A 12458-nucleotide genomic window follows, 5' to 3' on the forward strand; every position below is an offset into this window, starting at 1 on the left:
TCTTCCCCGCCGCCACCGTCGGCGACACCCTCACCGGCACCACCGCCGGCCCGTTGGACTACAACCAGTTCGGCGGCTACACCCTGGTCGCGAGCGAGATCGGCGCCCTGCGGAGCGGGGGCATCGAGCGCGAGTCGACACGTGCGCAGAGCGGCCGCGAGCTGGCGGTGGCCACGTACAACGTCGAGAACCTCGACCCGTCCGACGCCACCTTCGCCGCGCACGCCGACGCGATCGTGCACCACCTGAAGTCGCCCGACATCGTGTCCCTGGAGGAGATCCAGGACAACAACGGTGCCACGGACGACGGCACGGTGGCCGCCGACGTGACGGTCGGCAAGCTGATCGACGCGATCGTCGCCGCCGGCGGCCCGCGCTACGAGTGGCGCGGCATCGACCCGGTCGACAAGGCGGACGGCGGTGAGCCCGGCGGCAACATCCGCCAGGCGTTCCTGTTCAACCCGGAGCGCGTCTCCTTCACCGACCGCGCGGCCGGTGACGCGACCACCGCGACCGGGGTGGCGAAGGTGCGCGGCAAGGCGGTGCTCACGCACTCCCCCGGCCGGGTCGACCCGGCGAACGCGGCCTGGGAGAACAGCCGCAAGCCGCTGGCCGGCGAGTTCGTCTTCCGCGGCCGGACGGTCTTCGTCATCGCCAACCACTTCAACTCCAAGGGCGGCGACCAGGGTCTGGCCGGGCAGTACCAGCCGCCGGTGCGCAGCTCGGAGACGCAGCGGCACGCCCAGGCGAAGGCGGTGAACACCTTCGTCAAGGACATCCTCTCGGCCCAGAAGAACGCGGACGTCATCGCCCTCGGCGACATCAACGACTTCGAGTTCTCGGGGACGGCGAGGATCCTGGAGGACGGCGGCGCGCTCTGGTCGGCGGTCAAGTCCCTGCCGCGCAGCGAGCGTTACTCGTACGTCTACCAGGGCAACAGCCAGGTCCTCGACCAGATCCTGGTCAGCCCGTCGATCCGGCGTGAGGGGCACCTGTCCTACGACAGCGTGCACATCAACGCCGAGTTCCCCGACCAGATCAGCGACCACGACCCGCAGGTGCTGCGGTTCCGCCCCTGACCGGGTGACGTGGGGGCGGGTTCAGCGGGGCACGAGGCCGAGGGCGTGGTCGTAGCGCTCGACCGTGCTGCTCTTCAGACCCGGCCAGTTCTGTACCCGCTCCCACGCGGCCGTGGCCGAGCCGACGCCGTCGCCGGGTGCGGCGAGGGCGTCGATGTGGGCCTGGGCGCTCTCCCACTCGGCGTAGTTGAGGACGCGGGTGCCGTCGGTGCTGAGGTGGAAGTGGGCGGAGATCCCGCCCGGGGCGGGCTCGGGTTCGCTCGCCAGGGCGTCGAACACGGCGTCGATCCAGGCGCGTTGCCGGTCGGGGTCGGGCCCGTCGAACTCGACGTCGACGATGACGACGCAGCCGGGGACGGGGGCATGGGCACGGGTGCCGCTGCGGTGGCGCCGGTACCGGCCGAGGCCCAGCCGCTCGATGCCGGGGACGAGGGTGTCGATCTCGTCCACCCGTTCCTGCCGGTGCGTCTTCACGAAGGCCTCGTACGCGTGCTCGCTCGCCCACTGCGAGTGGTGCAGGAGGGTGCTGCCGTCGTGGCCGGTGTAGACGTGGTAGCTCAGCAGGTCCTCGGCGGGCCAGGGGCGGCGCTCCCAGGTGCGGGCGATGGAGTCGACGGTCAGCCGCTGCCGCTCGGGGGTGCCGACGCGCCAGGTGCTGAAGAACGGGGCCTGCGCGTCGGGGCGTTCGAGGTCGGGGTGTGCGTCGGTACGGCGGGTCATGCCGGCCTCCACTGTTCGGTGGTCGTCGGGTGCACGCACCACCCTCCGGCCTCGACCAAGGTTGAGGTCAAGCACGTCGGCCGGCCGGCATGACGCAGACGCGACGAGGGGCCCCTCGTTCGCGGGGCCCCTCGTCGCGCCGTCGTGTCGTCCGGGTCAGCAGGGCCCGTGCCGCCGGCGCCGCAGCATGCTCGCCGCGACCACGGCGCCGGCCGCCGCGCCGGCGACGAGCATCGGACGCGGATGCCGCTTCCCGGCCCGGACCATGCCGCGCATCCGTTCGGGCACGCCCTGCCGGGCCCGGTGCTGCGCGGTGTGACCGGCCTGGTCGGCCTTGTCCTGCGCGGCCTGCCCCGCGTGACGCGCCTTGTCCTGCGCGGTGTGCGTGGCCCGGCTCGCCTTGTCCTGCGCGGTGTGCGTGGCCCGGCTCGCCTTGTCCTGCACGCTGTGACCGGCCTGCGCGGCGGAACTGCGCAGCTGCACGGTCATGGCACCGGCCTTGTCCCTGAGGTCGGCGCCCCGGGCCTTGGCGCGGCCCTTCACGTCCGCCTTCCCCGCCAGCTCCTCCACGGTGTCGCCGAGCTGGCTGCGGGTCTGTTCGATCTGCCGTCGCAGTTCGTCGGGCCCCTTGGCCCCGGTCGGCTGCGCGGTGGAGCCGGTCCTCGCGCCGTCTCCGCTCGTCGCGTCGGTCATCGATGCGCCCTTTCCCTGATCTCGTCCACGTCGGCCTTGACACTGCCGAGGGTCTGCTCGGGCGTGGGGGGTGCGGCACGGCGGAGCTGGGCGCGGCCGGTCATGGCCAGGACGCCCGCGATCACGAACAGCAGCGCCGTCACGATGAGTGCCGCGGCCCAGACGGGCAGCGCCAGCGAGAGCGCGGCGGTGGCCGTGCCGGCCAGGGCGAACAGTCCTACGTAGGCGATGGCGCCCGCGGCGCCCATCATTCCGCCGCCACGCCCGACGCGCTTGCCCTTCTCGGCCAGCTCGACCTTGGCAAGGGCCACTTCCTGGCGCACGAGCCGGGAGAGCTGTTCGGTGGCCTGACCGACGAGTTCGCCCACGGAGTGGTGCTCGTCGTGCACAGGCCTGGTGTGCATGGTCCCGGTCACGGTGTTCCGCCTCCTCTCGGTTCGGAGGCATCCGGGTACCCCGGCCCGCGGAGCACTACCCTTGGCCTGGAATAGTCAGCGTTCCTTACCCATAGTTCGTAGCAAATTTAAGTAGAGCTACACCAACAGTCGGCCGACACTACCTCCATGACGACGACCAAGTCCCTCTCCCGCCCCTTCGGCCGCGCGCTGTGCGCCATGGTCACGCCCTTCACCGGGACGGGCGCACTCGACCTGGCCGGCGCCCAGGTGCTCGCCGACCGGCTGGTCTCCCGGGGCTGCGACGGCCTGGTGCTGTCCGGCACGACGGGCGAATCACCGACCACCACGGACGCGGAGAAGGCGACGCTGATCGAGGCGGTACGCGAAGCCGTCGGGGACGGGGTGCCGCTGATCGCGGGGGTGGGCACCGCGGACACGAGGCACACGGTGGAGCTGGCACGGTCGGCCGAGAAGGCGGGCGCGACCGGCCTCCTGGTGTCCGCGCCGTACTACAGCAGACCCCCGCAGGACGCCCTGGAGGCCCACTTCCGGGACATCGCGGACGCCTGCGACCTGCCGGTCATGCTGTACGACATCCCGGCCCGCACGGGAGTACGCATCGAACCCGCCACGCTCATCCGCCTGGCCTCTCACCCACGCATCGTGGCCGTCAAGGACTGCGCCTACGACCTCCTGGGCACCCAGAAGGTCATGTCCCGCACGGACCTGGCGTACTACGCGGGCTGCGACGAGCAGATCCTCCCCCTGTACGCGATCGGCGCGGCGGGCTACGTCAGCACGGTGGCGAACGTGGCCCCGGAACCGTTCCGGGCGACCCTGGACGCGTACGACGCGGGCGACACAGGGAAGGCGGCCGGGCTCCACCGCCGAACGATCCCCCTCACGGACCTGATGATGGCGTCGGACCTACCGGGCACTGTCACAGCGAAGGCCCTCCTGAACGCCCTCACCCTCCCCGCAGGCCCGGTACGCCCACCGCTCCGCCCGGCGGACGCGGAGACGACGGCCCGCCTGCTGACGGCGCACGAAACCCTGACCACCGACGAGACTCAGCTCCCAGCCGTCGGATCCCAGACCCGTCGGCCTCACCGCGGGAGAGGTGACCGGGCGTAGACGCCGACCTTCCAGGCGATCTCCGGGACCTGTCACTCGCCGCCACGGGCGCGACGCCGGTCTACCCATGAGCCGACTACTGCGGAGGATCGGCCTAGGCTGGTGAACGGCGTTGCCGGTCGCGTCACCGCAGGGGCGCGCATGCAGGCCACTCTTCTCTCTCGTCCGGCAGTAGGTGCACTCCGGCGGCGATCAGCCGGGCCACGGTGAGCGGCGGGCACAGGCGGCCCGGAGACGAAATGGCCACGGCCCAATAGCCGGCGAACGTGTGCGGATCAAACCCCGTCCTGTCAATCCGAGGAACGCCCAGATAGGTGTCACGCCCCAGACAGTCAACGTCCGCCGACCGACGCCAGTCATCCACTGCCTGACGCCAGGTCGCCGGGACATTCGCAGGTACGAGGGCGTAGTAGCGGGGGCCACGGGGATCGCAGATCACCGGACCGCCATCAAGTGCTTCGTCGAGGAAGTCATCGACCCCCTGGGCACTCGCACTTCCGGCCACGGCTTGCACCAGCCGTCCCGGAATCCGTACGGCGGAGAACAGGACGCCCAGCGGCAGCAAGGCCACACCCTGCCGCGCCCAGTCCCTGCGGGTCTGTCCGGGCGCGGGGGCGGCGGACAACAACCAGCGTTCGACAGGCGACCGCCGGTCGATGACGGTCTCGGCAGATACATGACGCATCGTCGTTCTCCTGAACTCGCGCAGGCGGGTGACCGGCTGCTTCGCCAACGAGCACAGAAGACCACGCAAAGCGGTGGACGCATCACGGTCCGTAGGGACACCCAGGGACGTCTGAGCTACCGTCAAAACGTCCCTGAGCCGCCCCTCTGGAAGGACCTGTCATGGCGAACGAGCGCCTGCGCGCGGCGATTTCGGCGAAGGGCGAGACGACCCAGTCCGTTGCTGAACACGTCGGAGTGGACCCCAAGAGCGTCGAGCGCTGGATCACCACCAACCGGACGCCCCACCGGGGACACCGTTGGAAGGCCGCGAGCTTCCTCGGAGTAGACGAGGTCTATCTCTGGCCGTCAGTCGAGAAGCAGGCCGAGAAGGCGAGCGCGTCCGAGCTGATCACCTACTATCCGCACCGAGGTGCGGTCCCTGCCCCGCTCTGGTCGTCGCTGATCGAGAGGGCGACGGACCAGGTCGACATCCTGGTGTACGCGGGCCTGTTCCTCTTCGACAGCCAACCGGACCTGCCGGACCAGTTGGCCGAGAAGGCGAAGGCCGGCGCACAGGTCCGCATCCTGCTGGGCGACCCGGAGTCCGAGATCGTCCGCCAGCGCGGCGAGGAGGAGGGCATCGGCAACGACCTCGCGGCGCGAGCCCGGATCACGCGCCGGTACGTCCAACCTGCCATGTCGACACCCGGCGTCGAAGTGCGCCTGCACGACACGATCCTCTACAACTCGATCTACCGGTTCGACGACGACGTCCTGGTGAACCCACATGTACTCGGAGCACCCGCCGGGCAGAACCCGGTGATGCACTTCAAGTACCTGCCGGGAGCGCGAACGTTCAGGCACTACATGCGGAGCTTCGATTACGCGTGGGAGCGGGGCCAGGACGTGCAACGCTGAACCCATGGCACGAGTCGACTACTTCAACGATCCGAACGCCCCGAAGGCGAACAGCCTCGTCCCGTCCGTGACCGCGGTGGCCCGCAATGAGGCCGGAGAAGTCCTGCTCATCCACAGGACGGACAACGACCTCTGGGCTCTCCCCGGAGGCGGCATCGACCTGGGCGAGTCAGCGCCCGACGCGGCGGTGCGCGAGGCCAAGGAAGAGACCGGCTTCGACGTGGAGGTGACCGGCCTGGTCGGGATCTACACGAACCCCGGGCACGTCATGGCGTACGACGACGGCGAGGTGCGCCAACAGTTCTCCATCTGCTTCCACGCCCACATCGTCGGCGGCGAGCTGCGCACGAGCAGCGAGAGCAAGGAGGTGTCCTTCGTGGATCCGAACAAGCTGGACGAGCTGAGCATCCACCCATCGATGCGGATGCGGATCGACCACGGCCTGGCCGACCGGACCGAGCCCTACATCGGCTGACCGGCGAGGCGGCCGAGGGTCCGCTCGACGGCACCCTGAAGATACGGACGCGCCTTGCTGATCGCGTCGTGCACTTCACTGCCCGGCTCGTAGCGGACCAGGATCTCATCGATCCGGGCATCGAAGTCGAAGGACTGCCCGGCAGGACCGGTCGTCATGTCGGCGAAGACCAACGCGTCGAGAACCGGAGAGTCCTCCCGCTCATAGACAGCCAACTCCGCCAACAACCCGCGCTGCTCGGCCTCATACACGGCCCCGGAGTGATGGGCAACCAGTCGCACGAGCCGCGCAGGCGCGCCCAACGCCTCCAGATGACGGGCACCATCCAGCGAATGGAACCCGGTGTCCCGCAGTTCAGGGGCATACCCGATGTCATGCAACCACGCTGCGGCGACGAGAAGCCCCCGATCAACGTCAGGCACAGCCGCGACAGCTTCCTGAGCACGGGCAGCCACCGCCTGAGTGTGCAGCCAACGCTTCCCGAGCCGGGGAAGCAGGGACTCGGCGAGTGCAGCCGCTCCCCGAGGCGTATCCAGCGCAGAAGGCACACTGGAACGTTAGCCGAGACGTGCGGTGAGCCGACAGGGCCACGATCGAGCAATGCCGATCATGTGTCGGATCCCAGTTGATGCCTGACGTTTCTGTCCCGGGTGATGCTTGACGGTGGGCCTAGACAACGTAGGGAGCCCCGTGGGGCTTGTTCGCTTTCACGTTACGGACCGGGGCGTCGGTTGTGCGCCGGATGACGCGGATCTGGCCGTCCAGCTCGACGCTGATCGTCGTGTCCGACACGTGCACGGTCACGGTCTGCCCTGCGGAGGGGCGGCCGAGGGAGACGGTCTGGCGGCAGACCAAGACGGTGCCCACCGCGCTGACCCGCCGCTGCACCCGCACGGGCTCGATGCCCGGACGCGGTGGCGGTCCGGCCGGACGCAGGCCCCGCAGCCTGCGGACTTCCTCGCCGGTCAGCGGGTTGGGCCGCACTCTCAGCAGTTCCCGTGAGGACGGATCGAAGAACGACAGGGTCTCGCCGTCGATGCGGATGCCCACCTGGCGGCCGCCGAGGATCTCCGCGGCGGCCAGCACCTGGTGCCCGCCCAGGCCGACCAGGCCGCTGTTGTTCACGACCCGGTCCACCTCGAACGCCGCCCCGTCACCGGCCGGCAGCGGGACCGGTCCGGCCTCACGTCCGCCCCGGGCCGCCAGCCGTCCCAGATCCGCCACCGACAGGTGCGACCGCACGGTCTTGATCCGCGCCCCGGCGATCAGCAGATGGATCACCGAGGTGTCGGCCCAGAAGGTCACCGTCAGGCCTGAACGGGCCGGACCCAGCCAGAACTGCTTGCCCGCGACCTGCAGATTCCCACTCGCAGGCACCACCCGCTCGAACTCCACCGGCCCACCGGGCTCCACCAGCACCGCCGCCGGGACCGGCTCAGGAAGGCCGGCCGGCCCGGGCGAGGCTTCGACCGGGTCCGGGGTCCGCTGGAGGTGTCCGCTGCTGCGGCACCAGCGCAAGCACTCCGGGGATCTTCAGACCCAGGATGTCCCGCTCCTGTTCCGCAATCGGGGCGAACCGGTCCGCCGGGGACTGCATGTCCAGGGCCTGATGCGGACGCATCGAGTTGTACTCCTCCACCCAACGATCCAGTGCTGCCTGAGCCTGCTCGATGCTCTCGAACGCGCCGCAGTCGTCGAGGAGTTCACGCCGCAGCGTCTGATGGAACCGCTCGACCTTGCCCGTCGTGGTCGGCGAGGCCGGCTGGGTGAGCTGGTGCGCGATCCCGTTCTCCCGGCAAATCCGGTCGAACAGCACCTCACCGCCCTGCCCGAACCGGTCGGTGAACTGCTTTCCGTTGTCGGTCAGCACCTCATCCGGCACCCCGAACCTCTGCAAGGCCCGGGCGAAGGCCGCGCAGACCGCCCGTCCGGTCGCCCGCTCCACCACCTGCGCGATCACGCAGTACCGGGAATGGTCGTCCACCCCGGTCACGATCTTGGCCTCGGTCAACATACCCGTCACCGGGTCGACGAGCATCACGCCGCCCACGATGTCCATCTGCCACAACTGCATCGGACGGTCCCGCTGCCAGCGCTTGTAATCCGACCGCTTCCGGCGCCGAACCCCCGGCTCCACCAGCCCATGCCGGACCAGGATCCGATACACGGTCATCCGCGACGGCACCGGCGTCACGTTCCCGGACCGCTCCAGCACGAACGCGATCCGCCGCGGACCCCACCTCGGATGCTTACGCCGCAACTCACACACCGCCGCCTCCACCTCCGCAGAGGCCTGATGCGGACACGACGACGGCCTACGCGACCGGTCCGCCAACCCAGGCCCGAGGCCTCATAGCGGGACTTCCACCCGCTCACCGTCTGCCTGGACACCCCGAGCGACGCGGCGACCTCCGTCACCGTCGCACCCGCCAGCACCGCAAGCACAGCCCGGTATCTCTGCTCGACAACCGACAACTCCACCAGCGCCAATCCCGGCCTCCTGCCACACGCCGCAACGACGTGCACAGAAAAGCCGATCACGGCCACCGTCAACCATCAGCTGGGATCGAAGTGTCAAGCATCTACCGGGACCGGACACGTTCCGGATCATGGACGCGGTAGAACTTTCCCTACTTCATCAAGGCCCGCGCACGGCGCGGGCGCGCGCCGCCTCTACGGCGCGGCCCGCCTCCTGTCTTCGCCCCGGCTGGCCGCGCCCGGCGGCGCGCTCGGCGGCTGCGGGCATGAAGTGGGGAGACACCCTCTGTGGCTGGGGCGGTCGGCTCCACGGCTTTAGGCAGCCACTTTGGGGCGAGCCTCTAAGATCTTGGCCCCAACGTCGTACTTTAACGGGCAGGTCCACAGACTGCCCGACTCGCCATCAGCTTACGGGGCCAAGATCACTCGCCCCAAAGCAGCTCCAGCCCAAAGCCGCTCCACCGACCTGATATATCACCTGACCACCGGCTGCTTTTCAGCGATGAATGCTCTAAGTTTTTCGACAGCTTGGAGGTCAGGGGCATCCAACTCGATGCTAGTCTCAGAAAGTATGTGAGAAAAAGAGTCACCGTCGATCGCAATCACTCCACTATTGCGACACAAAAGCCAAGCTTCGCGACTGATGGTTCCGCTCGTCATAAAGAGGCTGAAGATCGGATCACAGGACCTAATCTTCATGTCCGGGTACCTGTCATTGACGGAACCATACTCTCCGCTGCGCGCCAACTGCACAGAGCCAACAAGCTCTCGAAGGTCGAAAGTCGCCACCTGAGTCGCTTCGTAGTGCTTGGCCTGGCCGATCACCCAAACGCAGAACTTATCGAATACTGGCGGATATCCTGCAATATCGGCCAGTGCGCTCCCGACCCTTAGGCGTCCATAAAAATCGATACCCTGATCGGCCCTGTAAGGGGTTAGCTTCACCTCGTAAGCACCCAAACCCTCGAGCGCGATAACGCACAATTTTTCGAACTCTGCTGGCTCTAGTTGGCCAATGGCTGAAGCCAGACGATGAGTGGCACTCCGGCGGCGTTTACGGCTAGCCGCATCTTCGTCGTCTATGCCACTTTCGACGAAGCATGCGCCTTGCAGATACAGGACGTCCGATGAGTTGAACGCATACCGCAAGCTTCGCCCATCTTGAATCAGCTCATTATGCAGGGAGGTAAGCCGCTGCGAGACTCTATGCAGGGAATCCTCAGCCCATATTTGGGCATCCAGCTCAGGTACGTCAAGTTGCACGTACGCTGCCGTTATCAGCTCTACTAAGTGCCGTGGCGGATCATCGATGTCGACTGACGTAATTAGCCTGTCGACAAGGGCGTTGAATTTGGGTCTAGCCATGCTATGAACGTGCCAGGCGACGATACGTGTCGAGGACGTCCTGCAGAGTCTGACTCAACGTCTCCAATACGGCTAGGTGTTCCGGCTCAAGCCTCCGCAGTTCGAGAGCCGGGATGCCGGCCAAGGCCTTGTTTGCCTCAGCTACCTGAGTGGTCCAAGCGTGCTGCAACTCCTCGGTCTTGGCTACGGCGAGAGCCTCCGCAAAGCTGCGATTAGGATCGGAGAGCACCATACGAGCCTCAGGGGAGCCAATGATGGTCTTAAGCTCACGCACTTCATTAGCTGTGGTGATCTTCGCCTTGGTTTCCAACCCCTCATCGTTTTGAATCGAAGCAATCAATTCATAGAAGTGGCGAAGGTTCGTTTCGTCCTTGAACTCTGAAGACGACTCGTCCCACTGAAGCCACTGGCGAATCATCGGCTGAGAGACTGCCTCGTGGAACATTGGGTACATTCGCCGCTCGCAGTACTCCGAGAATTCTTCATCTTCCTCCATTTGCCGCAGGGCTTTGAAGGCACGATATCGGCGAGTCACTTCGCGCGTGGACATACCGAGACGCGAACCGATTTCCGAAAACTCCAAATCGTGTTCATCATGCAGCTCGGAAACCAATTTTGAGCTCTGATAGGAGCCCCACTGCCTCACTCCACTCACATGGCGAATACCCATGAGTGACAGGTGCAGAGCGGAGTCATCACTTTCGACACAGGAGACAGGAAGTTCCTGGAATACAGAAACAACCTCCGGCGGCACATCGATCCCAGCCTCATAGTCCTCTTTCAGGGAGCGGAGTGCAGCGACACGCCTGTTTCCCTCAATTACAACAAATAGATCTCCTCGCTCGTAGGGCCTAACTATGATGCGTTCGAAAGTCAGGAATCCGTTATGCCTGATCGAGGCTTTAAGGTCGTTTATCCCCTCGCCACGGATCCGTTCGAACGTCTTGCGCTGAACCATTGTTTCATGGAATCGCAACGCTTGCGCGAACTGAAATGTGGGGTCATCCTGAAAGCGATAATTATTCGGATCCAGCAAGAGTTGATCGAGCTTCACAATTCGCTCGACGCCGTTTTGCATAACTACACCCCTTTAGTCACGCGCACGTGATACACGGCACAGGCAGCGGATTCTACCGCATATGAGCAACATGTTGGCAGAGGGCACGGTTACTGAGAGAGAGGAAGCAACAGTTAGGCCAGTACGCAGTCTTACAGCCGTTAACAGAGGAAGACTGTCCAAGCCCGTCGCGTTCCATACACGAGCGCCCTCCCGGGCCGTCCTAGGGCCGTGGAAGGGCGCTCAGCGTTGACCAACGTCGACAGCTGCCGACAGCTCAGCAGCAGGTCACGGCGTTGATCGATAAGGCGGCCGCAGGTCAAGGCCGCCGGTGATCAGTTGTGGCTGTGCAGCACCTCGTTCAACCCGCCCCACACCGCGTTGTTCGGGCGGGCCTCCACCGCTCCCGTGACCGAGTTGCGGCGGAAGAGGATGTTCGAGGCGCCGGAGAGGTCGCGGGCCTTGACGATCTCGCCGTCGGGCATCGTGACGCGGGTGCCCGCGGTGACGTACAGGCCGGCCTCCACCACGCACTCGTCGCCCAGCGCGATGCCCACGCCCGCCTCCGCGCCGACCAGGCACCGCTCGCCGATGGCGATGATCACGTTGCCGCCGCCCGACAGCGTGCCCATCGTGGACGCGCCGCCGCCGATGTCCGAGCCGTCGCCGACGACCACGCCCGCGGAGATGCGGCCCTCGACCATCGACGTGCCGAGCGTGCCGGCGTTGAAGTTCACGAAGCCCTCGTGCATCACGGTCGTGCCCTCGGAGAGGTGCGCACCGAGGCGGACGCGGTCCGCGTCGGCGATGCGGACGCCCTTGGGGGCGACGTAGTCCGTCATACGCGGGAACTTGTCGATCGACGTCACCTGAAGGTGCAGCCCCTCCGCACGCGCGTTGAGCCGCACCTTCTCGACGTCGTCCACCGCGACCGGGCCGAGCGACGTCCAGGCGACGTTGGCGAGGTGGCCGAAGATGCCCTCCAGGTTCTGGCCGTGCGGCTTGACCAGGCGGTGCGAGAGCAGGTGCAGACGCAGGTACACGTCGTGGGCGTCGATCGGCTTGTCGTCCAGCGAGGCGATGACCGTGCGGACCGCGACCACCTCGACGCCACGGCGGGCGTCCGGACCGACCGCCGCGGTCGCGCCGCCGCCGAGCAGCTGGGCGGCCTGCTCGGCGGAGAGCCGCTCGGTGCCGGTCGGGCCGGGCTCGGCGGACAGTTCGGGGGCGGGGAACCAGGTGTCGAGGACGGTGCCGTCGGCGGCGATCGTGGCGAGGCCGGCGGCCACGGCGCCGGTGGTACGGGGAGCAGTCGTGTCGGTCATGAGGGCAACCTAACCGGCCACCATCGGTGGAAGCGAGCCGACCCCACGCCCGTCTCGCGGACCGGGCGGTACGCGAAACCCCCAGGACACGGGGACAGGCCCGGACGCCGGACAGGCCCGGACGCCGGACCGGCCCGCGACCGGCCCCGC

The 12458-nt window shown here is 67.2% G+C and carries 13 protein-coding genes and 1 pseudogene; 4 read left to right on the forward strand and 10 right to left on the reverse strand.

Annotated features, from left to right (window positions below):
* Positions 1 to 1079, forward strand: a 1079-nt coding sequence (locus tag GTW67_RS01040; RefSeq protein WP_202436653.1) for an endonuclease/exonuclease/phosphatase family protein, incomplete at its 5' end; no start/stop codon positions are given.
* 21 nt (positions 1080 to 1100) lie between these two features.
* Here GTW67_RS01040 and GTW67_RS01045 read toward each other — a convergent pair.
* The 3 genes from GTW67_RS01045 to GTW67_RS01055 form a co-directional block, all read right to left on the reverse strand.
* The gene (locus GTW67_RS01045) at positions 1101 to 1799 is read right to left on the reverse strand and encodes an antibiotic biosynthesis monooxygenase (RefSeq protein ID WP_161162904.1); all 699 of its coding nucleotides are present in this window, start codon (positions 1797 to 1799) and stop codon (positions 1101 to 1103) included.
* A gap of 156 nt (positions 1800 to 1955) precedes the next feature.
* Positions 1956 to 2492, reverse strand: a complete 537-nt coding sequence (locus tag GTW67_RS01050; protein WP_161162905.1) for a DUF3618 domain-containing protein — start codon at positions 2490 to 2492, stop codon at positions 1956 to 1958.
* A complete protein-coding gene (locus GTW67_RS01055) occupies positions 2489 to 2908 on the reverse strand; it encodes a phage holin family protein (protein ID WP_161162906.1) in 420 nt (139 codons plus the stop codon). The genes GTW67_RS01050 and GTW67_RS01055 overlap by 4 nt, the downstream gene beginning before the upstream one ends.
* Before the next feature lie 147 nt (positions 2909 to 3055).
* On the opposite strand from GTW67_RS01055, the gene dapA reads away from it, so the two are divergent.
* Positions 3056 to 4024 (forward strand): 4-hydroxy-tetrahydrodipicolinate synthase, encoded by a 969-nt coding sequence (gene dapA, locus GTW67_RS01060; RefSeq protein ID WP_161162907.1) that lies wholly within the window; start codon positions 3056 to 3058, stop codon positions 4022 to 4024.
* Positions 4025 to 4148: 124 nt separating this feature from the next.
* On the opposite strand, the gene GTW67_RS01065 is transcribed toward dapA, so the two are convergent.
* Complete coding sequence (locus tag GTW67_RS01065; RefSeq protein WP_161162908.1) at positions 4149 to 4757, reverse strand: hypothetical protein; 609 nt, start codon at positions 4755 to 4757, stop codon at positions 4149 to 4151.
* Positions 4758 to 4870: 113 nt separating this feature from the next.
* Here GTW67_RS01065 and GTW67_RS01070 point away from each other — a divergent pair, with 113 nt between their 5' ends.
* Positions 4871 to 5608, forward strand: coding sequence for an XRE family transcriptional regulator (locus GTW67_RS01070; RefSeq protein ID WP_161162909.1), 738 nt, complete (start codon positions 4871 to 4873; stop codon positions 5606 to 5608).
* 4 nt (positions 5609 to 5612) lie between these two features.
* Positions 5613 to 6083 (forward strand): NUDIX hydrolase, encoded by a 471-nt coding sequence (locus GTW67_RS01075; RefSeq protein ID WP_161162910.1) that lies wholly within the window; start codon positions 5613 to 5615, stop codon positions 6081 to 6083.
* Here the strand turns inward: GTW67_RS01075 and GTW67_RS01080 are convergent.
* The 6 genes and pseudogenes from GTW67_RS01080 to dapD all read right to left on the reverse strand — a co-directional run bounded on the left by GTW67_RS01080 (position 6071) and on the right by dapD (position 12308).
* Positions 6071 to 6631 carry an HDIG domain-containing metalloprotein gene (locus tag GTW67_RS01080; protein WP_161162911.1) on the reverse strand — a complete coding sequence of 187 codons (561 nt, stop codon included), beginning with the start codon at positions 6629 to 6631 and terminating at the stop codon, positions 6071 to 6073. The two genes, GTW67_RS01075 and GTW67_RS01080, sit on opposite strands and share 13 nt — an antisense overlap.
* Before the next feature lie 121 nt (positions 6632 to 6752).
* Positions 6753 to 7478 (reverse strand): hypothetical protein, encoded by a 726-nt coding sequence (locus GTW67_RS37350; RefSeq protein WP_237518591.1) that lies wholly within the window; start codon positions 7476 to 7478, stop codon positions 6753 to 6755.
* A 172-nt stretch (positions 7479 to 7650) separates the two neighbouring features.
* A pseudogene (locus GTW67_RS37355) lies at positions 7651 to 8558 on the reverse strand (IS481 family transposase); the annotation flags it as partial.
* Between the two features lie 477 nt (positions 8559 to 9035).
* Positions 9036 to 9926, reverse strand: coding sequence for a restriction endonuclease (locus tag GTW67_RS01090; protein WP_161162912.1), 891 nt, complete (start codon positions 9924 to 9926; stop codon positions 9036 to 9038).
* A gap of 1 nt (position 9927) precedes the next feature.
* Positions 9928 to 11004, reverse strand: coding sequence for a ParB N-terminal domain-containing protein (locus tag GTW67_RS01095; protein WP_161162913.1), 1077 nt, complete (start codon positions 11002 to 11004; stop codon positions 9928 to 9930).
* Between the two features lie 314 nt (positions 11005 to 11318).
* Positions 11319 to 12308 carry a 2,3,4,5-tetrahydropyridine-2,6-dicarboxylate N-succinyltransferase gene (dapD, locus tag GTW67_RS01100; protein ID WP_161162914.1) on the reverse strand — a complete coding sequence of 330 codons (990 nt, stop codon included), beginning with the start codon at positions 12306 to 12308 and terminating at the stop codon, positions 11319 to 11321.
* Positions 12309 to 12458: the final 150 nt, after the last annotated feature.

The organism is Streptomyces sp. SID5910 (assembly GCF_009862125.1).
Lineage (GTDB): Bacteria > Actinomycetota > Actinomycetes > Streptomycetales > Streptomycetaceae > Streptomyces.

Bases quoted from the DNA above. Each gene is read 5' to 3' on its own strand.
- GTW67_RS01045 (WP_161162904.1), bottom strand. From the start codon at position 1,799: ATGACCCGCCGTACCGACGCACACCCCGACCTCGAACGCCCCGACGCG.
- GTW67_RS01050 (WP_161162905.1), bottom strand. From the start codon at position 2,492: ATGACCGACGCGACGAGCGGAGACGGCGCGAGGACCGGCTCCACCGCG.
- dapA (WP_161162907.1), top strand. From the start codon at position 3,056: ATGACGACGACCAAGTCCCTCTCCCGCCCCTTCGGCCGCGCGCTGTGC.
- GTW67_RS01070 (WP_161162909.1), top strand. From the start codon at position 4,871: ATGGCGAACGAGCGCCTGCGCGCGGCGATTTCGGCGAAGGGCGAGACG.
- GTW67_RS01075 (WP_161162910.1), top strand. From the start codon at position 5,613: ATGGCACGAGTCGACTACTTCAACGATCCGAACGCCCCGAAGGCGAAC.
- GTW67_RS01090 (WP_161162912.1), bottom strand. From the start codon at position 9,926: ATGGCTAGACCCAAATTCAACGCCCTTGTCGACAGGCTAATTACGTCA.
- GTW67_RS01095 (WP_161162913.1), bottom strand. From the start codon at position 11,004: ATGCAAAACGGCGTCGAGCGAATTGTGAAGCTCGATCAACTCTTGCTG.
- dapD (WP_161162914.1), bottom strand. From the start codon at position 12,308: ATGACCGACACGACTGCTCCCCGTACCACCGGCGCCGTGGCCGCCGGC.